This is a genomic window from Streptomyces sp. NPDC056734 (genome assembly GCF_042790455.1).
Classification (GTDB): Bacteria; Actinomycetota; Actinomycetes; order Streptomycetales; family Streptomycetaceae; genus Streptomyces.
The window spans coordinates 294,178-316,496 of sequence record NZ_JBHTZD010000005.1 but is presented as its reverse complement, the minus strand read 5'-3'; the positions used below and the strand labels follow the sequence as shown (position 1 = coordinate 316,496).

At 72.1% G+C, this 22,319-nt stretch carries 16 protein-coding genes and 5 pseudogenes; 10 read left to right on the top strand and 11 right to left on the bottom strand.

Annotated features, from left to right (window positions below; all coding sequences use genetic code 11):
• Nucleotides 1–157: 157 nt before the first annotated feature.
• The 3 genes from ACFRFC_RS09800 to ACFRFC_RS09790 all read right to left on the bottom strand — a co-directional run bounded on the left by ACFRFC_RS09800 (nucleotide 158) and on the right by ACFRFC_RS09790 (nucleotide 3,335).
• Nucleotides 158–1,747 (bottom strand): transporter, encoded by a 1,590-nt coding sequence (locus tag ACFRFC_RS09800; RefSeq protein WP_382684268.1) that lies wholly within the window; start codon nucleotides 1,745–1,747, stop codon nucleotides 158–160.
• Nucleotides 1,744–2,514, bottom strand: coding sequence for an ABC transporter ATP-binding protein (locus ACFRFC_RS09795; protein WP_382684270.1), 771 nt, complete (start codon nucleotides 2,512–2,514; stop codon nucleotides 1,744–1,746). Before ACFRFC_RS09795 ends, ACFRFC_RS09800 begins: the two co-directional genes overlap by 4 nt.
• 167 nt (nucleotides 2,515–2,681) lie before the next feature.
• A complete protein-coding gene (locus ACFRFC_RS09790) occupies nucleotides 2,682–3,335 on the bottom strand; it encodes a bifunctional DNA primase/polymerase (RefSeq protein ID WP_382684494.1) in 654 nt (217 codons plus the stop codon).
• A 310-nt stretch (nucleotides 3,336–3,645) separates the two neighbouring features.
• Between ACFRFC_RS09790 and ACFRFC_RS09785 the strand changes: the two genes are divergently transcribed.
• Nucleotides 3,646–5,031: a transcriptional regulator gene (locus ACFRFC_RS09785; protein WP_382684272.1), complete on the top strand. Its 1,386-nt coding sequence runs from the start codon at nucleotides 3,646–3,648 to the stop codon at nucleotides 5,029–5,031.
• 213 nt (nucleotides 5,032–5,244) lie between these two features.
• Nucleotides 5,245–7,194: a hypothetical protein gene (locus tag ACFRFC_RS09780; RefSeq protein ID WP_382684274.1), complete on the top strand. Its 1,950-nt coding sequence runs from the start codon at nucleotides 5,245–5,247 to the stop codon at nucleotides 7,192–7,194.
• A gap of 63 nt (nucleotides 7,195–7,257) precedes the next feature.
• Here ACFRFC_RS09780 and ACFRFC_RS09775 read toward each other — a convergent pair whose 3' ends face one another.
• Complete coding sequence (locus ACFRFC_RS09775) at nucleotides 7,258–8,613, bottom strand: ABC transporter substrate-binding protein (protein ID WP_382684276.1); 1,356 nt, start codon at nucleotides 8,611–8,613, stop codon at nucleotides 7,258–7,260.
• A 117-nt stretch (nucleotides 8,614–8,730) separates the two neighbouring features.
• Between ACFRFC_RS09775 and ACFRFC_RS09770 the strand changes: the two genes are divergently transcribed.
• Both ACFRFC_RS09770 and purU read left to right on the top strand, forming a co-directional pair.
• Nucleotides 8,731–9,231 (top strand): hypothetical protein, encoded by a 501-nt coding sequence (locus tag ACFRFC_RS09770; protein ID WP_382684279.1) that lies wholly within the window; start codon nucleotides 8,731–8,733, stop codon nucleotides 9,229–9,231.
• A 75-nt stretch (nucleotides 9,232–9,306) separates the two neighbouring features.
• Nucleotides 9,307–10,191 (top strand): formyltetrahydrofolate deformylase, encoded by an 885-nt coding sequence (gene purU, locus ACFRFC_RS09765; RefSeq protein ID WP_382684281.1) that lies wholly within the window; start codon nucleotides 9,307–9,309, stop codon nucleotides 10,189–10,191.
• 192 nt (nucleotides 10,192–10,383) lie between these two features.
• Here the strand turns inward: purU and ACFRFC_RS09760 are convergent, their stop codons facing one another.
• Complete coding sequence (locus tag ACFRFC_RS09760; RefSeq protein ID WP_382684497.1) at nucleotides 10,384–11,835, bottom strand: zf-HC2 domain-containing protein; 1,452 nt, start codon at nucleotides 11,833–11,835, stop codon at nucleotides 10,384–10,386.
• A gap of 260 nt (nucleotides 11,836–12,095) precedes the next feature.
• Nucleotides 12,096–12,683 (bottom strand): sigma-70 family RNA polymerase sigma factor, encoded by a 588-nt coding sequence (locus ACFRFC_RS09755; RefSeq protein WP_382684284.1) that lies wholly within the window; start codon nucleotides 12,681–12,683, stop codon nucleotides 12,096–12,098.
• Nucleotides 12,684–13,050: 367 nt separating this feature from the next.
• On the opposite strand from ACFRFC_RS09755, the gene ACFRFC_RS09750 reads away from it, so the two are divergent.
• Together ACFRFC_RS09750 and ACFRFC_RS09745 are read left to right on the top strand one after the other, a co-directional pair.
• Nucleotides 13,051–13,437, top strand: coding sequence for an STAS domain-containing protein (locus ACFRFC_RS09750; RefSeq protein ID WP_382684286.1), 387 nt, complete (start codon nucleotides 13,051–13,053; stop codon nucleotides 13,435–13,437).
• A 146-nt stretch (nucleotides 13,438–13,583) separates the two neighbouring features.
• Nucleotides 13,584–14,096, top strand: coding sequence for an EF-hand domain-containing protein (locus ACFRFC_RS09745; RefSeq protein WP_382684288.1), 513 nt, complete (start codon nucleotides 13,584–13,586; stop codon nucleotides 14,094–14,096).
• A 66-nt stretch (nucleotides 14,097–14,162) separates the two neighbouring features.
• On the opposite strand, the pseudogene ACFRFC_RS09740 reads toward ACFRFC_RS09745, so the two are convergent.
• Nucleotides 14,163–14,528, bottom strand: a pseudogene (locus ACFRFC_RS09740) (hypothetical protein); the annotation flags it as partial.
• A gap of 76 nt (nucleotides 14,529–14,604) precedes the next feature.
• Here ACFRFC_RS09740 and ACFRFC_RS09735 point away from each other — a divergent pair.
• The 3 genes and pseudogenes from ACFRFC_RS09735 to ACFRFC_RS09725 all read left to right on the top strand — a co-directional run.
• Nucleotides 14,605–14,993: pseudogene (locus ACFRFC_RS09735) on the top strand (acyl-CoA dehydrogenase family protein); the annotation flags it as partial.
• Between the two features lie 479 nt (nucleotides 14,994–15,472).
• On the top strand, nucleotides 15,473–15,964 hold the full coding sequence (locus ACFRFC_RS09730) for an ATP-binding protein (protein WP_382684500.1): 492 nt from the start codon (nucleotides 15,473–15,475) through the stop codon (nucleotides 15,962–15,964).
• A 620-nt stretch (nucleotides 15,965–16,584) separates the two neighbouring features.
• Nucleotides 16,585–16,743 (top strand): annotated as a pseudogene (locus tag ACFRFC_RS09725) (IS982 family transposase); the annotation flags it as partial.
• 26 nt (nucleotides 16,744–16,769) lie between these two features.
• On the opposite strand, the gene ACFRFC_RS09720 reads toward ACFRFC_RS09725, so the two are convergent.
• Both ACFRFC_RS09720 and ACFRFC_RS09715 read right to left on the bottom strand, forming a co-directional pair.
• On the bottom strand, nucleotides 16,770–18,302 hold the full coding sequence (locus ACFRFC_RS09720; RefSeq protein ID WP_383112604.1) for an ATP-binding protein: 1,533 nt from the start codon (nucleotides 18,300–18,302) through the stop codon (nucleotides 16,770–16,772).
• A gap of 382 nt (nucleotides 18,303–18,684) precedes the next feature.
• Nucleotides 18,685–19,020: pseudogene (locus tag ACFRFC_RS09715) on the bottom strand (flavin reductase family protein); the annotation flags it as partial.
• A 164-nt stretch (nucleotides 19,021–19,184) separates the two neighbouring features.
• Here ACFRFC_RS09715 and ACFRFC_RS09710 point away from each other — a divergent pair.
• Complete coding sequence (locus ACFRFC_RS09710; protein WP_382684295.1) at nucleotides 19,185–20,198, top strand: hypothetical protein; 1,014 nt, start codon at nucleotides 19,185–19,187, stop codon at nucleotides 20,196–20,198.
• A gap of 30 nt (nucleotides 20,199–20,228) precedes the next feature.
• Here the strand turns inward: ACFRFC_RS09710 and ACFRFC_RS09705 are convergent.
• Together ACFRFC_RS09705 and ACFRFC_RS09700 are read right to left on the bottom strand one after the other, a co-directional pair.
• Nucleotides 20,229–20,438: pseudogene (locus tag ACFRFC_RS09705) on the bottom strand (enoyl-CoA hydratase-related protein); the annotation flags it as partial.
• A 174-nt stretch (nucleotides 20,439–20,612) separates the two neighbouring features.
• Nucleotides 20,613–22,040, bottom strand: a complete 1,428-nt coding sequence (locus ACFRFC_RS09700; RefSeq protein ID WP_382684296.1) for a flavin-containing monooxygenase — start codon at nucleotides 22,038–22,040, stop codon at nucleotides 20,613–20,615.
• Between the last annotated feature and the right edge of the window lie 279 nt (nucleotides 22,041–22,319).

Genomic DNA, 22,319 nt, shown 5'->3' with positions numbered 1-22,319 from the left:
GCGGGCGGGGGGCCGGCGGCCCCCGCCCCCCCCCCCCCTGCCTCCGGGGGCGGGGCGGGGGTGTGTGTGGTCGTTTGGGGGGGGCGGCCCCCCCCGCGACCAGCCCCCACCCACCCGCACCCGAAGAACCGGCCCCGGCCCCCCTGTCGCACCCCCGTCACCCCTTACTGACGGCCGTCAAAATCTCCGGCAGATACCGGGCCGTCCGAGGCGCAGCCATCCGCAGCCCCACCCAAGCCACCCCCACCCCGTACACCGTCCCCACGGGCAACAGCAGCCACCCCCACACATCCCCCTCCGCGCTGACGCGGGCAAGAACCGCCAGGACAATCACCGGCGCACACAGCAGCGCCGCCGCCACCATCCCCCCGAGGATGGACACGAACGCCAGCCCACTCTGCCCAGGAGCCACGTTCTTGTAGCCCTCCTGCGGGATGGAGTACGGGTACCGGGCCGACGTCCACGCCCCGGTCGCCAGCATCGCGCCGAGCAGCGCGAAGGACAGCCCCAGCACTTCCGGCAGCCGCCCCCAGGCGTCCAGCATGGCCGTGGTCAGGACGGTGACGAACGCGGCGTACGGCAGGGTGATCACCAGCAGGGCCAGCGCCCGCCCGCGCAGCTCGACGTACGCGTCCCGCGTCGACGACACGGTCATCGCGACGATCCAGAACGCGGACGTGTCCTGCCCGAACTGGTTGTACATCTGGATGCCGAGCATCCCGGCCGCGAAGCACGCGAAGTAGATCGACCCGGTGCCCTGCAACGCGTTGAACACCGGCACGATCAGCCCGATGGCCAGCGAGGTCACCCACGCCGCCTTGGTCTTCGGATCCCGCCACACATAGCGCAGGCTGCGCTCCATCACCGTCCCGGTCCGCCCGCCCGGCAGCAGCCGCGCGAGCCCGCTCGCCGACCGGTCCCGTACGGACTTCTCGCTCGCCGCCTGGAGGGTGGAGCCGTCCGGCGAGGTCATCAGCCGGTTCAGATGCCGCGCCCAGAGCGCGACCACCGCGCCCACCGCCGCCACACCGAGCCCGAGCTGAAGCGCCGCCGTGCCGTACGCCCCCTCGCTCACCGAGTCCACCGCGCCGACCGCCGACGCGGGCGGGATCCAGCGCAGTACCTCCGCCGCCGGGTCGAGCTGCCCCAGCCCGGCGCTGCCCAGCCGCTGCACCCCGAAGTTGACGAACTGCGCCCCGACCGCGATCACCAGCCCGCTCAGCACCGCCAGATCGCGGCCCTTGCGGCTGGTCAGCAGCCGGATATTGGCGGCGGCGACGGCCCGCGCGAGCGCCACGCACACCAGCAGCCCCACCCCGATCGCGGGCACGGCGACGACGTACGCCGCCGGACCGTGCGCCACCGCGATCACCGAGCCGGTCAGCAGCAGCAGTGTGAACAGCGGCCCGATGCCCACCAGCGACGACACCAGCAGCGCCCGCACCAGCGGCCGGGTGCGCAGCGGCAGCATCACCAGCCGGGTCGGGTCCAGCGTCTCGTCCCCGCTGGGGAAGAACAGCGGCATCACCGCCCAGCCGAGGCCCAGCACGGCCACCAGCAGCACGACCACCGAGTCGGCGTGGGCGTGCCCGCGCAACGCGATCAGCCCGAGCAGCTGAAGCGCGGCGAACAGCAGCGCCACGACCGCCGACGAGATGAACGCGGCCCGCCGCCCCCCGGACTGCCGCAGCCCATTGCGCAACAGCGAGAGCTTCAGCCGTACGAAGGTGGAGGTCAGGGCCGTCACCGGGCGCCGCCGCCCAGCCAGTCCAGGTCGGAGGAGGCGTCCTTGTCGCCCGCGCCCACCAGTTCCAGGAACGCCTGCTGAAGGGTCGGGGCGTCCCCGCGCACCTCGGCCAGCGGGCCCCGCGCCCGGATCCGCCCGGCGGCCATCACCGCGACCCAGTCGCACAGCGACTCCACCAGCTCCATCACATGCGAGGAGAAGACGACGGTCGCGCCGGAGGCGGTGTACCGCTCCAGGACGCCCCGGATGGTCTGCGCGGAGACCGGGTCCACGCCCTCGAACGGCTCGTCCAGGAACAGCACCTCGGGGTTGTGCAGCAGCGCCGCGGCGAGTCCGATCTTCTTGCGCATCCCGGTCGAGTAGTCCACGACCAGTTTGTGCTGCGCGCCCGCCAGGTCGAGCACGTCCAGCAGCTGGCCGGCCCGCTTGTCGACCTCGTCCCCCGGCAGCCCGCGCAGCCGCCCCGTATAGGCGAGGAGTTCGCGGCCCGACAGGCGCTCGAAGAGCCGCAGCCCCTCCGGCAGCACCCCGATCCGGGCCTTGACCTCCACCGGATCGCGCCACACATCGTGCCCGACGATCTCGACGGACCCCTGATCGGGCCGCAGCAGCCCGGTCACCATCGACAGCGTGGTGGTCTTCCCGGCCCCATTGGGCCCCACCAGCCCGATGAACTTCCCGGCAGGTAGATCGAGATCGATCCCCCCAACGGCAATCTGGTCCCCGAACCGCTTCCAAAGACCGACAATCCGAACAGCAGAGGTCATGCCCCGCACCCTACGTGCACCCATCCGCCCCCTTTGGGGGCGCGGGGAACTGCGCGAACAACCACATCGGGCGGGAAGCCGCATATCAACATCAACAGGGCAGACGAGAGGCGACCACCCACCAGGGACAGCCGCCTCTGAAGATCAACCAGGTAGAGGAAAACGCGTTACCGATCCCGCCCACACGCATACGCCAACGCCGAGATCAACTCCTCCGCATCCGGCAGCCACCGATTGGCCGGAGTCGGGCGGCAAGCCCACTGCACGGCCCCCCGCGACCCGAACCGCGTGGGCGGCGCCGCCACGTACCCGCCCTCGCCCAGCGCCACCAGGTCCAGGGACGACGGCAGCCACCCCAGCTTGCGCACCAGATCCGGCACCTTCGCCGCGCCGCCCGGCAGCACCAGGAACCGCATCCGCCGGTCCGGCGTCAAGGTCACCGGCCCCAGCGTCAACTGCATCCGCTCCATCCGCGCCAGCGCCAGGAACCCCGCCGTCTCCGGGACGGAGAGCGCGTCGAAGGTGCGGCCGGTCGGCAGCAGGATCGACGCGGTCGGCTGTTTCTGCCACATCCGGCGGGCGACGGTCGCGCTGCCGGTCGCCTGGCCCGCCCAGTCGGGGCGCGCGGGGTGCGCACCGGGCGCATCGCACGCGAGGTCGGCGCATGAGCAGCGCTGCACCCCGTCGACGTCTTCCAGCCAGGTGCCGGGGAACACGTCCCAGTGGCGTTCCTCTGCATAGCGGACGGCGGTCTCCAGCAGTGATTCCCCACGCTGTTGCGGGATTTCTGCGGCTTTGGTGCCCGGGATCGTATCTTCCACGTTCAACACAACTACCAGGCTAATCGCGGGTTACGGCCGTTTCGCGCGCCGGGGAGGGGCATCGGTCCAGCGTCCGGGGCGCATCGGTGCACAGTTGGGGGCGCGCGGGAGGATCCGCGGCGGGACCTGGGTAGCCAGATGTGGGGTGCCATCCGCTTTTACCCCGGCAATACTCGCATGTCTCGCATTAGCGGTATGTCCACGGGGCATTGATCTTCACGGCCGGAAATTTTCGAGAGCCGGTCAGGAAATCACGTCAACCAGGTGCGCGGGCAAGCACCGTTGTCGCCAGAAAGCAGGGGGTAGGCCCATGGCCGCTAGGCCGCTCGTCGCGCGGCAGCCCAATGAACGGCTGCAAGCGCTCATCCAGGAAGCGGGCTGCTCGAACGCAGGGCTGGCCCGCAGGGTCAACATGTGCGGCGCCGAGCACGGACTCGATCTGCGCTACGACAAGACGTCCGTGGCCCGCTGGCTGCGTGGACAGCAGCCGCGGGGCCGGGCCCCGGCGATCATCGCCGAGGCACTCGGCCGCAAGCTCGGCCGTACGGTCACGATCGACGAGATCGGCATGGCCAACGGCAAGAACCTCGCCTCGGGTGTCGGTCTCCAGTTCTCGCCGACGGTACTGGGGGCCATCGAGCAGGTCTGCGAGCTGTGGCGCAGCGACGTGGGGCGCCGGGACTTCCTGTCCGGCTCCTCCGTCGCCGCCTCGGCGCTGGTCGAACCCAGCCGGGACTGGCTGATCTCCTCGCCGGACACCCAGGTCGCCCGCTCGGCGGGCCCGCGCGTGGGCCTGTCCGACGTGGCCGCCGTACGGGCCATGACGCAGGCCCTCGTAGACCTGGACCACCAGTACGGGAGCGGGCATGTGCGCCCGGTCGTCGTGCACTACCTCAACAGCGTGGTCTCCGGGCTGCTGGCCGGCTCCTACCGGGAGGCGGTCGGACGGGAACTGTTCGCCGCCGTCGCCCGGTTGACCGAACTGGCCGGGTACATGGCCGTCGACACCGGCCAGCCGGGGCTCGCCCAGCGCTACTACATCCAGGCGCTGCGGCTCGCCCAGGCCGCGGGCGACCGCGGGTACGGCGGCTATGTGCTGGCCGCGTCCATGAGCCATCTCGCCGCCCAGCTCGGAAACCCGCGCGAGATCTCCCAGTTGGCGCGCGCGGCGCAGGAAGGGGCGCGCGGGCAGGTCACCCCGCGCGCGGAGGCGATGTTCCACGCCGCCGAGGCACGCGGGCACGCTCTGCTCGGCGACGCGCGCTCCGCCCAGACCGCGTCCGGGCGGGCCGTCGACGCCCTGGAGCGGGCCGAACCGGAGGCCGGTGACGACCCGGTGTGGATCGCGCACTTCGACGAGGCGTATCTCTCCGACGAGTTGGCGCACTGCCACCGCGACCTCGGCCAGGCCGACGCGGCGGCCCGGTGCGCCCAGGAGTCCCTCGCCGGGCACCCGCCGGGGCGGGCCCGCCGCCGGGCGATCGGCTATGTGCTGCTGGCCACCGCGCAGGTGCAGAAGCGGGAGATCGAGGAGGCGTGCAGTACGGGGCTGAAGGCCGTGGAACTGCTCGGGTCGCTGCGCTCCAACCGGGGCGCCGAGTATCTGGAGGACTTCCAGCAGCGGCTGGAGCCGTACCAGGAGGAGCCGGTCGTCAGGGAGTTCGGGGCCCGGCTGGATCTTCAGCAGGCCGCGTGACGGTCCGCGTGGACGGAGCCCCGCGCGCGCGTGCTACGCGCGGGGAACGCGGGCTTCCCGAACGGGAGGTGACAGCACCGGCCCGGCGGGGGCCGGTCGGGTAACGCCGGTCACAGGGCGGCAGGTCACGTCCTGTGCTGCGTGGCACCGGGCTCGAAGGACCCGGTAGCGTGAGCCGACGATCCCGAAGGTCCCCCATTCGTAGGAGTCCCGGTGACGCAGAGTGGACAGGGCGAGGAGCCCTCGGCGCGGCCCGCGCACGAAGGCATCGTGCTGCCCTCGGACGGCGGTGAGCCCCTGCTCCCGGGCACGCTGAACCAGCCGGGGGGCCCCGCGCCCGTCCCGCCCGGGGCCGCGATACCCGCTTCGGCGCCGCAAGGCGCCCAGGCATGGGACCAGCCCTGGGGCCCGGACCGCCCGACGGCCCCACCGGCCGACCAGCCCTGGCAACAGCAGCAACCGCATCAGCCGCATCACCCGCATCAGCCACAGCATTCTCAGCAGACCTCGCAGCCGCAGCAGGGCCCGCAGACCGGCCCGGGCGGGCAGGGCGGGCAGTGGGGCGGCGCCCAGCCGGACCCCGGCCCGTGGACCGCCCTGACGGTCCCTTCCGCCCCGCCGGCGCAGCACCCCGGCCCGCTTCCGCCGGAGGGGGCGCAGACATACGGCGGCAATACGTACGGCGGTCAGGCGTACGGGGGTGAGCCGGCTCCGTACGGCGGTGGACCGGCGCCGCAGGGAGGTGGCGGGGCGTCGTACGGCGGCCCCACCCCCGGGCCCGGCGCCGGGCCCGCGTACGGCGGCGATGGCTCCGCGTACGGCGGGGGCGGCCCCGCCTACCAGGCACAGGGGCCGTACGCCGCCCCGGGGCCGCAGGCTCCGTCGGCCGTCCAGCCGCCGCCGCTGCCGTCCGTCCATGATCACGCCCTGCCGCCCGTTCATCCCCAGGGGGCCGCGCTGCCGCCCGCGCAGGATGCGGCGACGCAGTTTCTGCCGCCGGTGCAGGCCGGGCCGGGCGGTGCCGCTGCGATGCCGGCCGGTGACGAGGGGGCCACGCAGTTCATTCCGCCGGTTCCGGCGGCTCCGGCGGGGGCGGGCGGGGATTCGGCCGCCGCGGCGACGCAGTTCCTGCCGCCGGTCGGGCCGGGGGCGCTGCCGCCCGAGGTGCCGGCGGGCGGGGGGCCGGCCGAGCGGCCGGGGGAGACGACGACGTATCTGGGTACCGCTCCGCGGCAGCAGCCGCAGGGCGGTGGGGGGCCCGACGCGGAGGCCACGCAGTTCATTGCGCCGGTCACCGACGGTGGGGGCCCGGCGGGACCGCCGGCCGAGTTCGCGGGTCTCTTCCGGGACGAGCCGGGCGACAGCCCCGCCGCGTCCACCCAGCAGATGCCCCGCATCCAGCAGCCGCAGCACGGCGGGCCGGGCGGCCCCGCCGGTCCGGGTCCGGCGGCGGTGTCGTACGACGGGTCCGGCGGCCGGGGCAGGCGGGCCGGGCGGGACGACGGGGGGCGCCGGGGCGGTCGTACGGGCTCGAAGGTGCCGTTGTTCGCGGCGGCCGGGGTCGCGATCGCGGTCGTCGGGGTCGGCGCGGGCGCGCTGATGAGTTCCGGCGGCGGTGACGACAGCGCGCCGAAGACGGTGTCGGCGACCGCGCCCGCGACGGACGAGGAGTCGGCGTCGCCGTCGGCCTCGCCGTCCGCCGATCCGGCACAGGCCCAGGCCGTGGAGCTGGACAAGCTGCTGGCGGACAGCGGCGCCAGCCGGACCGCGGTGATCAACGCGGTCGCGGACGTGAAGGCGTGCAAGAACCTCGCCCAGGCGGCCACGGATCTGCGGGACGCGGCCAATCAGCGCACCGATCTGGTCACGAAGCTGGCCGCGCTGTCCGTCGACCGGTTGCCGGACCAGTCCGCGCTGACCACCGCGCTCACCAAGGCGTGGCAGGCGTCGGCGTCCGCCGACAACCACTACGCCTCCTGGGCCGACCAGGTCGCCGCGGACAAGAAGTCCTGTTCCAAGGGGCAGGCCGAGTCCACCGACCAGACGCAGGCCGGCAATGAGGCGAGCGGCACGGCGACCGCCGAGAAGGAGAAGGCGGCGGCGCTGTGGAACACGATTGCGGGGCAGTACGGGCTGACCGAGCGGACCCCGACCCAGCTGTGACAGCGGGGCCGGGGGTGCCGTTCGCCACGGTCGGACACGGCTCGGGTACCGCTCGGGTGCGGCTCAGCTCGTCTCGGCGTTGGACAGGGTCGCGGTCACGTCGATGAAGCCGTCGCGGGCCGCGACCAGCTGACCCTCGCGCACCACCTGGAGCGTCGCGTTGGCGTTGACCAGGCGCGGGAAGCCGACCTTGCCCAGCTTGTCGGAGAACTGCCAGCGCAGCTGGGGGGTCAGCCCACCGGTGTCGATCTTCATGCCGGAGTCCAGCGCGCGGCGCACGGTGTCGGCGTTCACCTCGCCGTCGCCGATCTCGTCGATCACCGCCTTGAACACCGTGTAGGCGATCCAGGTGGTCTGCACGCCCGCGTCGGTCGGGTCGATCCGGGTGTCGGTGAACGCCTGCTCGCTGATCACCTTCTTCATCGCGTCCCAGCGCTGGTCGGTCGCCCCGGGGTACCAGCTGGTGACGTACGACCCCTCGTAGGGGCCGGACGCGCCGCCGGAGGCGTCTATCACGGTCTGGTCGACGCTGCCGAGCACGGTGCCGGTGGCCACGTCCGGGTAGTCCTCGCGGACCCGGCGGAAGGAGTCCATGAAGGTGCTGGTGCGGTCGCCGAGGGCGGGCACCACACAGCCGGTGCCGAGGTCGTCGGCGGTGGCCTGTTCCAGTGCCTGCTGGGAGGCGGAGGCGTACGCGGTGGCGTCCTCCGGAGCGCGCACATCGCCGGCGTCCGCGCGCTCGCCGGCGGTCAGGCCCGCGTTGAGCAGGGTCGGCAGCTCGTCGCCGGCGATGGTGTCGGGACGTACCAGGACGGTGGTGTCGCACTCCTTCGCCAGCTCGTTGCCGAGTCCGGCCAGCAGTACCGGCTGGCCGCCGTTGACGGGGTAGGAGAGCGGGGAGGTGAACTCGTCGCTGGTGGTGCCGTAGCCGCCTATGTAGGGGATGCCGGAGCCCTCCAGGATGGGGAAGAAGGAGTCGGAGTGCTGGCTGTAGGAGCCGATCACGGCGACCGCCCCCTCCTTGACCGCGCGCCGGGCACAGGCGGCGGCGCCGACGCTGTCGTTGTGGTCGTTGCAGGTCAGTACGCGCAGGGTGCGACCGCCGAGGCCGCCGTTGGCGTTGATCCAGCGGGCGTAGGCACTGGCGAAGGCGGGCATGCCCGGTTTGTTGGTCGCGTCGGTCTGCTCCGGGGCCCAGGTCATCACGGTGATCTCGTCGGTGCCGTCGCCGCCGGGGAGGCCGGGGATGGCACCGCAGCCCACGGTGAGCGAGGCACACGCCACGAGGGCGGCTGCCGCACGGACACGGGCTCTGGCCGAGGAGCGAGGTGAGGCGAGAGGGGAGGAGCGAGGTGTGGTGAGAGGTGAGGCGAGTGAGGCGGGGGGAAAGGTGCTTCGGGGGAGACGCCTGCCGGTCATGGATCCGCACGATTCCGCCACATCACTAACCAGGGCGTGACCCGTGGTCAATATGTGGTGACGCGCGGGTGAATTACGGGGGGAGGTTCGGGGCGGTGGGTGAGGAACGTACGATCGGTGACCGTGCAAGGTTCGGAGAACGCTTCCCGTCGCGCCCGTCGCTCCTCCACCATGGGCGGCATGCCGCTCAACGACATGCCGTGGTGGCGCTGGCGCACCAATGTGCGCTCCGCGCTGCACATGCTCTCCGACCCCGCCTTCCAGCGGGACGTCTGGCTGGCCGGGGTCGAGGGGTACGGGGACGTCACCGACGCCGTGTACCGCCTGGTCGAGGACACCTGGCTGGACAACTGGTCCGCCGAGAAATACGTCGGCACGATATTCCGCGACTCGCAGGAGGCCGCGCTGGTCGACACCGCCGTGCTGCGCGTGCTGCGGATCATGCACCAGGTCGGCCCGGACGCCCCCGTCTCCTCCTACGTCGACCATCCCTCCTGGCCGGAGGCGCTGCGGGCGGCGCGCGACGCGCATGTACGGATGGCCGTGAGCGACGGCGAGGACCCCGACACGCCGCCGCGCACCCTTGAGGTGCTGCGGATCCTCACCCGGTCGGCGTGAGCCCACCGGACCCTCCGGCGTTCCGGTGCCCGGACGCCTGCGCTGTGGCCGGTGGTGTATGGGACCCTGTGCTGCATGAACGAGCAGCCCCCCAGCCGAGCCGCGGCGCCCGCCGATCAGTACGTCCTCATCCTTTCCTGCCCGGACAAACAGGGCATTGTGCACGCCGTGTCGAGCTATCTCTTCATGACCGGCTGCAACATCGAGGACAGTCAGCAGTTCGGCGACCATGACACGGGTCTGTTCTTCATGCGCGTGCACTTCTCGGCGGAGCCGCCGGTGACGGTGGACAAGCTGCGGGCGAGCTTCGCGGCGATCGGGGACTCCTTCCAGATGGACTGGCAGATCCACCGGGCCGACGAGAAGATGCGGGTCGTCCTCATGGTCAGCAAGTTCGGGCACTGTCTGAACGACCTGCTGTTCCGGGCGCGCACCGGGGCGGTGCCGGTGGAGATCGCCGCGGTGGTGTCCAACCACACGGACTTCGCCGAGCTGGTGTCCTCGTACGGCGTTCCCTTCCACCACATTCCGGTGACCCGGGACACCAAGGCGGAGGCGGAGGCGCGGCTGCTGGAGATCGTCCGCGAGGAGGGCGTGGAGCTGGTGGTGCTGGCCCGCTACATGCAGGTCCTCTCCGACGATCTCTGCAAGCAGCTGAACGGGCGGATCATCAACATCCACCACTCCTTCCTGCCGAGCTTCAAGGGCGCGAAGCCGTATCACCAGGCACATGCGCGGGGCGTGAAGCTGATCGGCGCGACGGCCCACTATGTGACCGCCGATCTCGACGAGGGGCCGATCATCGAGCAGGAGGTCGAGCGGGTGGGGCACGATGTCACGCCCGATCAGCTGGTGGCGGTGGGACGTGACGTGGAGTGCCAGGCGCTGGCGCGGGCCGTGAAGTGGCATGCGGAGCGGCGGATTCTGGTCAATGGGCGACGGACGGTTGTGTTCGCCTAGGTGGTGTGGGGGCGGTTCTGGTTCGTCTGAGGGTGCGGGTGAGTGGGGGCTGGTCGCGCAGTTCCCCGCGCCCCTAGGGGGTTGAGGTCGTCCGGCGTCGCCATTCGCCGTCCCTCTGCCGTAGCTGCGGGCACCCCGCACACGCGGGTGAGTGATACGCCCCGGCCCGCCCCCCCACTCCCCGCACTCCACTCACAACCTGCTCAACCCCGCCGTGGCGAACAGCACCTCCCTGATCGCCGCGCGGTCGCCCAACTGGCCCGCCACCGCTTCCTCCGGCGGGATGCGCCCGGCGGCGAGGTGGCAGAACTCGACCCCGTCGAGGGCGACATGGGCCACCTCGTGCTCGGCGGAGCCGACCGCGCCGGGGGAGTCGAGCGGGATCATCCACTCACCGCCGCCCAGGCCCTCGATCTCCAGCCGCAGGCTACGGCCCGGCTCGCCCGCGGTGACGAGATGGCGGGCGGCGTCGCCGGGCGGCGCCGACAGCCCGGCCTGGCGACGCGCCGCGAGGGCACTGGGCAGCATCCGGGCCGCGAGGTCGATCATGCCGTGCAGATAGCGGGGCGACGGCGGGTCGTAGGGATAGTCCACGGCCTCCGCGATGTCCTCGGCGTGCACCCAGCACTCGAACGCCCGGTCGGTCATCGCGTCATGCAGCGGCAGCGCGAAGTCGCCGTACGACACCGCCAGCTTCCCGGCGCCGCCGCCGGTGAACGCCACCGTCCGCACGATGCCGTGCACCTGCTCCCGCCAGGGCCCGCGCACCGACCGGGTCGGCGGGAAATGGGACGCCCGCCAGTACGCCTCCGTACGCGCCGCCGGGGTGGTGACGCCCTCCGGCGCCGTGCCCAGCGGGTCCTTCAGTCCGAGGGCGAGGGCGATCAGGCCGTCCACCGCCAGGAGATGCGTGATGACGCCCGCGACCGTGGTCCGCCGGCTCGTCGCCTCCGTGCCGTCGAACCAGCGCAGCCGCACCCGCGCGTGCCATTCCGCGTCCCCGAAGTCCTGGAGCAGGGCGTCCAGCCGCGCCGCCTCGGCGTCGTACGCCTTCGCCCAGACCGGCACCGGGATGCGCGGCGGGCGCCGGTCGAGGCAGTGGTCGAGGACGCGGGTGCGCAGCGCGGGGTCCAGGTCGAGGGTCTCGGGCGGGTGCAGCAGCCCGACCGCCCCGCGCAGCCGCAGCGCCTCGTCGGCGCAGGTGCCGCAGGTGCCGAGATGCTCTTCCACGGCCCTGGCCTCCTCCGGCGAGCAGGCGGCCAGCGCCCACGCGCCGAGCAGCGACTTCAGCACGCGGTGCTCCAGCGCGGGCGGGGGATCGGCCACGCCCGGGTCGGCGAGGTCCGGCAACGACCCGCCGCCGTCCTCCACGGAGGCCCGGGGGAGGGGTATGCGGGGAGCGCGGGGCGACTCGTGATCGGTGCGGGTGCCGGTGGGGCTGGCGGGGTCGGGGGCTGCCTCCGTGCCGGTGTCCGTGCTCGTGCCGGTGTCCGTCGCCGTCTCGGTGTCCGTCTCCGCGTCCGTGCCGGTGTTCGGGTGCGCGTCCGCGCCGACGCCCGTGTCCGCGTCTGTCCCCGTTCCAGCGCCCGTCCCGGCGTCCGCTTCCGTGTCGGCGTCGGCATCCGCCTCCCAGCCGGTGCCCATGTTCGTGCCCGTCTTCGGATGCCGGTCCGTGCCGACGTCCGCGCTTGCGTCCGCGTCCGTTCCCGTCCCGGCGTCCGTCTGCGCGTCCGGGCCCCCGCCCATGCCCATGCCCATGCCTGTGGCCACTCCCGTGCCAGCGCCAGCGCCAGCGCCCCCGCTCGCCTCGGTGTCGTCCGCAGGCACCCCCGGTGAGAACTCGTCGCCGGTCTTCTCCTCCGGCTCGTCGTGGTCGCCGGGTCCGCCGGGTTCGTCGTACGTGCTCATGCCGCACCTCCGTACCCGGGCGGGGCGCCGGGGGAGCCGGCCTCGTGGGCGGTGGCGAGCAGTTGCAGGCCGAGGCGCAGGCGGCGTCGGGCCTCGTCCTCGGTGACGCCGAGGTCGGTCGCGGTCTGGCGGTAGTCACGGCGCTGGAAGTAGGCCAGCTCCAGGGCGGCCCGCAGAGGCGCGGGCATGGCCTGCACGATGTAGTCGGCGCGGGCGGCGACCGAGGCGCTGCGGACCGTACGCTCCAGCTCCTCCGCCTGCGCCGCGCCACCCCCGTCCTCGGCGAGCGCGGCGGTCCCGGCGGCGCGCAGCCGCTGCACGGCGAGGCGGTGGGTGAGCGCCGCGACCCAGGTGCGCAGCGGGCCCTGTCTGGGGTCGTAGGCGTCGGGGTGCTCCCAGACGTGGGCGAAGACATCGCGGGTGATGCCGTCGGCCGCCCGCTCGTCGCCGACGACGCGGTGTGCGAGGCCGTGGACGAGGGAGGCGAAGCGGTCGTACAGCTCGCCCAGGGCCGCGGCCTCGCCGCGTGCGAGCCGCTGCTGCATCTTGCGGTCCCAGCGCAGCGGTGCGCCCTTCTGCCCCATGCGGCCCCCTCCCCGTGCCGGTGTCCGTGCCGTGATCAGCGTGCGCCTGCCTTGCTCTCGAATGTAGTCGGCACGTCTGACAACACACGCCCCTTTGTGGCAACGCGCGCCCCTGACGGGCCGTGGATGTCCGGCGACCTTTGGTACACCTCACGGCTTCTGTCTCGCCTACCCACCGCCCGAATGATCAGACGCATAACAAATACGATCGAACAGGATCGAAGCCGACTGAAACAAGCCCTTATCGACTGCTTTTCGTTTTCGGTGGAGTGTTTCAGGGAACGGCGGCTGGGCAGCCGTGCGGCAGGGAAGCGTAGCGACGGCTTCCGGTTGTCCGGCGGTCCGGGGGTTCCGGCGAGCGAAGGGCATGGTGGTGGCGTTCAAAGTGACCGGCGAGGAGCACGGCGGATGGATCGTGCTGCGGGTGTCGGGCGAACTCGACATGGCGACCTCACCCACGCTGCGGCAACGGGTGCACGACGCGGTCGCCGAGGGCCGGCACCGAGTGGTCGTCGACCTCTCCGACGTGGTGTTCTGCGACTCCAGCGGGGTCGGCGTGCTGATCGCCGCCCGCCGGCTGCTGCGTTCCTGTCAGGGACGGCTGCGGCTGATCCTGCCCGCCGACGGGATCGGCGCGGGCGCGGGCGCGGGCGCACACGTCAACCGTGTGATCAACACCCTGGGGGTGCGCCGCCTGTTCGACGTCCAGCCCGACCTCGCCGCGGCCGTCACGGAGAGCCCGGTCACGGCCTGAGCACGGGCCGTCGCGGGGGCCACACCGTTGTTCCAAAATTCCCTCGGTCTTGGCACAACCGTCGTTTTCCCGCTCCGCGAGCGCCGCTGACGTCGTACGCTCCAGCACGGATGCACCCCACGTGACGTAAGGCGGCCCTAAGAGACATGGTCAGCAGCGAGTACGAGCGCAGGATCGCGGCCCGATTCGCCACCTTCGACCAGGACGGCAACGGCTACATCGACCGTGAGGACTTCAGCGGGGCGGCCAAGGCGCTGCTCACTGAGTTCGGCACGGCGGCCCGCTCCGACAAGGGCCAGGCGCTGTACGCCGGCGCGGAGGCGTTCTGGCAGGGCATGGCCGGAATAGCGGACCGGGACGGAGATCAGCGCATCAGCCGCGAGGAGTTCGTGGGCGGCGCCGTCAAGCGGCTGCGCGACAACCCCGACCGGTTCGCCGAGATCGCCCGCCCCTTCCTGCACACGGCCCTCGCGGTCGCCGACACCGACGGTGACGGTGCGGTCACGGTCGAGGAGACCGCGCGCGTACTGCGCATCCTGGGCGTCCGGGACGAGATGTGCCGCGCCGCCGCCACCGCGCTGGACGCGGACGGGGACGGCCGGGTCGGCGAGGACGAGGTCGTCCACGCGTTCGCCCGCTACTTCACGGTCCCGGAGTAACTTCCGCTGTTTCAGGGTCCGCAACAAGCTCCGCCGCTTCACGGTCCCGGAGCATGCCTCGCCGCTTCACGGTGCCGGGGCAGCCTCCGGCACGCGTGGCACCCGCCTGGCACCCCTGACATCCAGGCACCCGGGCCCGTACCGTTCGCGCAGCCTGTACTTGAGTACCTTGCGGGCAGTGTCTCGTTGCGCGGAAGGGCGTCCACCACCTCCAGCCGCTCCGGCAGTTCGCGAGGTGCCGGCCCTTCCGCGCGGATACGAGGTCATCTCCCCCGGCGTCAGCGCCGGTGCCCCCGGCGGCCGTTCCGCCACCGCGCAGACCAGTTCGCCGCGCTCGGCGTCCGGCAGCCCGATCACCGCGACCTCGCCGACCGCGTCCGGATAGCCCCGGCACACCGCCTCCCCGCGCAGCCGCACCTCCCCGTCCACGATCCCGCCGCCCGCGAGCGGCCGCAGCGTCGGGATCACCTTCACGCTGGGCCACATGCGCTCCTTCGGCCAGGAGCATCAGCTCGGCAGTGCTGGGCGGACCGGTGGGCCGGCCGTGCAACACGCCCGGGTGCGGGTGCAGTTCGGTCGGCCGATCGGGGGCGTTCCTGGCGGTGCGGCAGCTGCGCGCGGACATGCTGGTGCGGGTCGAGGTGGCCCGCGCGGCGGTGTACGCGGCGGCCGTGACGGGCGACCCGGTGGACATCGCCGGCGGTCCGGCTGCTCGCCGACGAGACGGCCGTCCGGGGCGCCCGCGACTGCCGTCAGGTGCACGGCGGTATGGGCTTCACCTGGGAATCGGAGGTGCAGCTGCATCTGAAGCGGGCCTGGCCGCGGGAGCGTCGGGCGGGTGGGGGAGCGCGGGCGGCGGAGCTGCTCGCCGCGGATCTGGTGGCGCCGGCGGGTTGAGAGCGCCCCGCGATGTCGCGGATCGTGGCATCCCGGTGTCACAGAGCGTTGATATCGGGTTGTGTCCTGCGCGGGCCGCGCAACGGCCGGAACGGTCGGTCGGCTCGGGTACCTTGTGTGAAATGCGAGGGGTTCCGAGCACGAGCCATACCGGTGTGATTCCTGGGGCAACCCGGGACCGGGCCGTGCGCGCCGCTGCTCGCGAGGCGGAAGGCCGTTGTGCCCCCGCCGTGTCGACCCCTCCCGGCGAGCGTCGCACAGTATGCCGCACGGGTACTCCTTCACGCTGGAATATGCCTGAAGCGCTTGTTGGGGCGACGACGCGTCAATCAAGCTGTCCCGTAAGGGATTCACGTTCCGTGAACCTTGCTCAGGCCGTTGTTCTGCGCATGCAGAAAATGGCTACGATCGTGGCCCTCGTGAGGCGTGAGCCTTGGTGTCCGCCGGTTCGGATGGTGTGAGCGGTGCAGGTGCTTCAAGTGCAGCTGGAGGTCCGGCCCGACCCCGCGGAGGTGGGGCGAGCCCGGAGGTGGGCCCGTTCGCGGCTCGCCGGCTCGGGGATAGAGGCCGACGAACCGCTCGCGGAGATCCTGGTGCTGCTGGTCTCCGAACTGGTCACCAACGCCGTGGTGCACACCGGCTGTACGGCCGTGCTGAGGCTGTCCCTGCCGTGCGAGGCCGCCGACGCGGCCACGGTCCGCCTGGAGGTGGCGGACAGCAGTGAGCGGGCGCCGGTGCCCCGCTGCGCGGACGGTGAGGAGACGGGGGGCCGCGGGCTCGCCCTGGTCGACGGGCTCGCCGACCGCTGGGGCTGGAGCCGCGAGGGCGACGGCAAGCGCGTGTGGTGCGAACTGGACCGCTGCGAGCGGGCCGAGGCCCGGCTGGCCTGCGGGGGCGGGGTGGGCTACGAGGACTTCGCGGGATTCGAGGGGTTCGACGGGCTGGAAGGGCTGGCCTACGAGGCTGTATAGCCCTGGTGGGACGAGGGAACGGCCCTGTGGGGGGTGTCTCCCCCGGTGCGTGGCTGGCCCAGGGGGTTGTGCGCCCCGCCGTGCTTCACTGCGCGCCCACGGTAAAACGGGCGTAAGTAGTAAATCCCCGATCGGGTGTTGACGTCACGTGTCCGTTTGATCACGCTTGCGGGTAGCGATTCGCCGTGAGGGGACGGCGAGGGTTTCGGTGACGGGAGCCCTCGGCGAGTGCGGGTCGCCCGTTCGGCGCCGATATTCCTCAGGGTCATGAGGAACCGGGGCGGGAGCGCCGGAAGCCGGACGGCGACGCGCGATGCCGCGCTCGGGTGGGGTGGGGTCCTTCCCTCTCGGGTGCGGCGGGCAGGGGGGTGCGCGTCACCGTCCGGTCCTTCGCCCGGGTCTGGGATCGGTCTCCGTTGCCTGTTCGCTGTTCTCGGGTCAAGGTGCGATGTCCGGGACCGCCGGGTCCGGGGCTTCGGTCCGGAATCGGCCGGTTGGTCAGAGAACGACCACCGGTGCCGCCGGAGTTCCCGTCGCGCCGGTGAAGGTTCCGGCGTCGCCGGCAGCGGCATCTCGCACCGCCAGATTTCTCCACAGGCTGTGGACAACTCCCTCTCCAAGAAGGTCGGCTCAGCCTGGAACAGCACGGCAGCAGAACCCCGGGCGGAGTCTTCCCCCCCCGCACCGCCCAACGCCTGCTGGCCCTGGCCACCGCGATCCGGCACAACTGGCACACCGGAGCAACGGTCAAACGCTCACTGATCGCCTACGACCACTGAAGACATCGGACGTCGGACTCCTTCATCTAGGGCAGGAACCCGCTCGGCATGGTCCGCCCGTACAACTCGTCGAGACCGATCAGCAGTACCCCGCCACGTGCTGCCTCGTCCCTCAGCGCTTCGCTGAAGCCCGCCGCGCTGAAGCAGGCCAGACCGCAGTGCGCTACGTCCATGCCCCGGCCGGCGAGCAGGTCTCGCGCCCGGCCGAGGCGCTCAAGGTGCGGAAGTCCCATGACCGTGCCCCATTTCGCCTCGCCGAGCAGGGCCACCGAAGGACGGTTCCCACCGGATCCCTGTTCGGCCACGGCCACATCGACCTGGATCTGACGGCGCTCCTTGGGGTCGGTCACGACTCCGCTTCCCACCTCGCCCAAGGACGTGCTGAGCAGGGAACGCCCGGGGCCCAGCACATACTCACGGCAGACCGCCTCGAAGTGGGGGCCGGCTACCTGGGCCGTGAAGCGCTCCCCGGCCTGCGCCCACACTTCCCTGGCCTGCCCGCCCTCCAGCCGGGCCCATGCGGGGCGCATGACCGCCTCGTAGAAATTGATCAAGGGTTCGGTGATGCGGTACTGCGATTTGCCTGCCCGGAAGACATCCGCTTCCCGTGCCAGGAGGTGGCTGTCCTCCAGCACGTTGAGCGGGTGTGAGATGTCGACGGACTTGCGGCCGATGTAGCTCGCGATGCCGCCACGTGTCGTGTTGCCCTGCGCCACAGCGGCCAGTACGGAGTGATAGAGCGCCGGGTCGCGGATGTCGGCCTCCTCGGCCAGGAGGTACCGCGCCTCCCGGAAGAGAGGACTGAAGGGCGAGAGGACCGTGCGGCAGATCCACTCGTCGAACTCACCGAGATCCGAGGGGACGTCATCCGCGAGGAACTGCCGGCGGTAGGCGGGGGTACCGCCGAGCACCGCGTGCAACCGGGCGGCGAGCGCGGGGGCGGCGGCGCTGCCCCAGAAGTCCGCCGCGGCCCGATACCCGAAGGGCCGTACGACGAGTTCGAGCTGGGCCCGCCCGCGCAGCGGCGCGCTGCTGGCCAGCAGGCCGCCCATGACGGACATGGCGGAACCGCAGAGCAGCAGACGCAACCGGCTTTCCTCGGCCTGGTAGCGGTCGATCGCACGCTGGATGAGCGACGGCAGTTCCGGAGCCACCTTCACCAGGTAGGGAAATTCGTCGATGACGACGAGGAACGGGCCGTCCGCATGCGGCCCGCCCGTCGGCCGACGCCCGGAACCCGCGGCTCCGAAGAGGTAGGAGACCGCGTCGTCCCACGTGGCGAAGGAGAAGGGGACCGGAGAACCCGTGTACTCCGCCACGGCGGCGCTGAACTGCCGAAGAGACTCCGCCTCGGTCGCCTCCGTGGCACCGAAGTAGAAGCCGCCGCACTGTTCCACGAGCGCCCGCAGGAGGTAGGTCTTGCCCATGCGCCGTCTGCCGCTGACGATGCCCAGCATGGCGTGCGGCAGGGGTCGGCTCACGAAGGCGGTGAGGGCGCTCCACTCGGGGCCGCGGTCGAAGACACGCGACGGCTTGGTGAGCCGGGACTGAGACAGCACGACGATCCGATCCAATTCTTTAGGACTGTACTTCTAAGGACTGTACACCTCTAAGCGCGGCACCTCTCGCTCGCATCACTCGCGGAGGAACCCGCCGACGACGAAAGCCAAGGTCGCCACGCTGAAGAAGGTCACCCCGCCCATAGCGAGGGCACCGGTGGCGCGCTCACGGTGGGCAGCCGGTGTCTGGCGGTCCAGAAGAGAAAGGCCGCGATGGCGGAGTTGCTGTCCCTGGGTCGCGCGGAGCCCGAAAGCACGTGCGAGGGCGAAGGAGCGTAGGAGGAAGCCCTCCGGCGCCTCTGCACCGAACAGCTCACCCGTCTCGGTCTGTCGGCCGAGGAGGTGACCTCATGGCGTCCCCCGGCCCCCAAGCGGGGCAGACCACGCAGAACACGCCCGCGCGGGCGATGCGCGGCCATGTGGTCGATGTACGGCCCACCAGGAAGACCACGAGGGGCGGGTCTAGGGAGAGGGAGCTGAAGGACTGGCAGGCGAACCCGGCGGGACCGGTCTCGCCATCGGCGGCGGGTGAGGTGACAACGGTCACGCCCGACGCGAAGTTCCCGAGCACCCGCCGGAATTCGGCCCGATCCACCGGCGCCCGCTCATCCGCACCGACACACCGCAACCCGGGCCGGGGCAGCGGCTCCAGAGGGCGGGGCGGCGCCTGGATGGGCCGTGGTGGCGTGGCCGGGTATCGCACGGCGGCTGCGGCCATTCCTGCGTGTCCCCTCGTGCCCTTCATTGAGACTGACGGTATGCCAGATGGGGGGGGGAGGAGGTGTATCGAGATCTGCGGTTCGCGGCCCTCGCGGCGGGGCTCAGGGCGGATCGGAGGTCCCTGTGGCGCTCACCTACGCTCCTGCCAGGGGGTGGGACGCCATGAGGCGGGATGCCAAGGGGTCGGGCGGCAAGGAGGCGGACGGCAAGGGGGCCGATGCCGGACCGGCTGTCCGTGTGGGGCTGTGGTCCCAGGAGGACATGTCCGTGGCCGCCGCGGCCGGTGCCGCACAGTTGCCGGGCGCCTTCACGCTCTGGTGGATCGTCGCCTCCACGGTCGCCGACGACTACAACGGCGGCTATGGCGGCGGCGCTTTCGGGCTGCTGTGCCTCTTCGTCCTCGCCCCGCTGTACCTGCCGGTGCTGGGCATGCTGCACGCCGTCCTGCACACCCTGCCGGCCACCGTCCTGGCGCGTCTCGCACCCGGACCCCGCCGCGTACGGCACCTCTTGGGCGCCGTGCTCCTCGGCGTGTTCTGGGCCGCGGTGACCGCCCTGATGTGGGACTGGCCGTTCGTGCCGACGGCCCCGTCCCTGGCGGCGCTGGGCGTCCTGCCCGCGCTGGCGGTGGCGTGCGCGCGCAGGCGCGCGCGGGTGGGTCGGCAGCCCTTGAGGTTCCTCGGCGGCTGGGGAGGCGCGGCCCTCGCCGCACCGCTGCTCCTGGTGGCCGCCCTTCTCGCAGGACTGCTCGCCACGGTCACCGGCCTGATCGAGGAGTACGAACCCCCTGTCCTGTCCGTCGCCGATCTGACCGGCGAGTGGCATGGCGACGACGGCGCGGTGCTCAGGCTCGACTCCTCGGGACGGGCCGAACTCACCGCGCTGCCCGCCGAACCGGGCCTCGACATCGACGCTGACTCGGGAATATCCGTCGGGCGCACCGAATTCGTGCGCTGCGCCGGTGCCGGGACCTGGCTGCTCGATCGCGAAGGGCGCCACGACACATCCGGCGGTGCGTCGGCCGCCGCACGGGACGGTGTGGTCGTACGGCTAGACAGCACCTGTGGGCAGGACACGTACTGGACGATCGGCGGGACGGAACGGGAGCCGGAGCTGTTCGTGCGCTTCGGGGACCCGGACGCGGGGGAGTTGCGGATTCTGGTGCCGGGCGACTGACGGTGAGCCGGCGGTGACGGCGTCCGGCCGTCACCGCCCCTCGAACGCCGGTCCGCGCCGTTCCACGAAGCTCGTCACGCCCTCTTTCGCGTCGCGGGTCGTCACGTTGGACTCCTGTGCGGCGGCCTCGGCGGTGAAGGTGGTGAAGGCGGTGTCGAGGGGGGCGGTGACGAGCTGCTTGGTGAGGGCGAGGGCACGGGTGGGGCCCGTGGCCAGGTGGTCGGCCCAGGCGTGGGCCGAGCCGGGCGCCCACCCGCTCCGCCCAGCCGGTCAACTGCCGGGTGACGACACCGGTGTTCGGGCGCCCCTCGGCGTCCGAGGCACCGATGACCGCGCGGCCGTGGACGGTGGCCCCGGGACGCTGCTGCTTGCCGCAGGCGAGCCAGAGGTGCGGGTGGTGGGTGGCCGGGGCCGTCACCTCACCACTCGGGACACCCGTAGTGCTTGGTTCTCCGCGATTGACTTGGCGATCTTCTGGGCGTCCAGGGCCATTTCGCGGAGGTTGCCGCTGATGGGGTTGGTGAATCCGGTGAAGTAGAGGCCGGGGGCGTTGCGGGGGGTGCGGGAGCCGTGGGTGATGGGGCTGCCTCGGTCGTCCAGGACGTCCAGGTGGCCGATGAGACCTTCCAGGGCGCGGGTGTAGCCGGTGGCGGCGATGACGGTGTCCGGGGAGATCCGTTCGCCGCCGGTCAGCAGGACGTCCGCGCCCTCGAACCCGTCGACGGCGGCCACGATCTCGACCCTGCCCTTGCGGACGGCGTCGATCAGGCCGACGTCCTGGACCGGGATCGCGCCCTCGCGGACCCTGCTGTACAGGCCGGTGCCGGGGCGGGGCAGGCCGTGGGCCGTCAGGTCGGGGACGCTGAGCCTGGCGAGCGGCCGGGCGAGCCGGTCCACCAGCCCGACCGGCAGCCGGCGTACCAGCACACCGGTGTACTGGGCGGCCCAGCCGGCGGTGGAGCGGCGGAGGATGTGCGGCGCGGTGCGCACGGCGAGCCGTACCCGGGCGGCGCCGCCCTCGACCAGGTCGACGGCGATCTCGGCGCCGGTGTTGCCGACACCGACGACGAGGACGTCGTGGCCGGTGTGCGGGGCGGGGTCGCGGTACTCGGCGGCGTGCAGGAGGCGGCCGGTGAAGGTGTCGCGGCCGGGCCAGTCAGGGAGGCGGGGGGTGTGGTTGTAGCCGGTGGCGACGACGACGGCCGAGCCGGTCAGTTCGCGCCCGCCGGTGGCGTGCAGCAGCCAGCCGGTGCCATCGGGGGCGGGTTCGACGCGGGAGACCTCGACGCCGGTGACGATCTCCAGCTCGTGGTGCTCGGCGTACTTCTCCAAATAGCGCACGACGTTGTCCCGCGAGACCCAGCGGCCGAACCTGCGCGGCATCGGCAGCCCGGGGAGGGCGGAGAGCCGCCGGGTGGTGTGCAGGTGCAGCCGGTCGTAGTGCGCCCGCCAGGACGCGCCCACACGGTCGGATCGCTCCAGCACCACGGCCCGTACGCCCCGGGCCCGTAGCGCATACGCGGCGGCGAGTCCGCCGGGGCCGCCGCCGATGACGTAGACGGGGCGGTCGGGGGGTTGGGCGGAGGTGCGGGGGGCTGATGCCGGGGTGGGGGTGGGGGCAGGGGTGGGGGCTGAGGCTGGGGGCTGGGGTGATTCCGGGTGCGGGTGCGGGTGCGGGCCCGGGTCTGACTCCGGCGGAGACTCCGACTCCGGCGCCAACTCCGGCTGAGGGTCCTGGGCCGGGCCCTCCTGCGGGTCCGGCTCGGGGTGTGGCTCGGTGGGTGGCGTGGAGTGCGGTGCGGGGTCGTGCGCGGCGGTGGCGGGCGCTGTGGGGTCGGACATGGTCGGAGCGTAATCACCCCTTGGGTTGATGGGTCTCGGTCAAGACCGGAATTGATTGCGGGTTGGTCACGGATGGCGTGATTTGTGTAGGACTGGTTCCGGTTTGTTGTCCGGAATTGCCAGTGAGTGGGCAGTGCGTCGGATGTGGGTCGGATGTGGGTCGATGGTGGCGTGGTTTTCCGGGTGGTTCCCGGACCTTGCGGAGAGCCGCCGGATGGGTCCGGGGGATTGGTCCATCAGGGATCTGACGCATCGTCAGATATTTTTTGGGTGAACTGG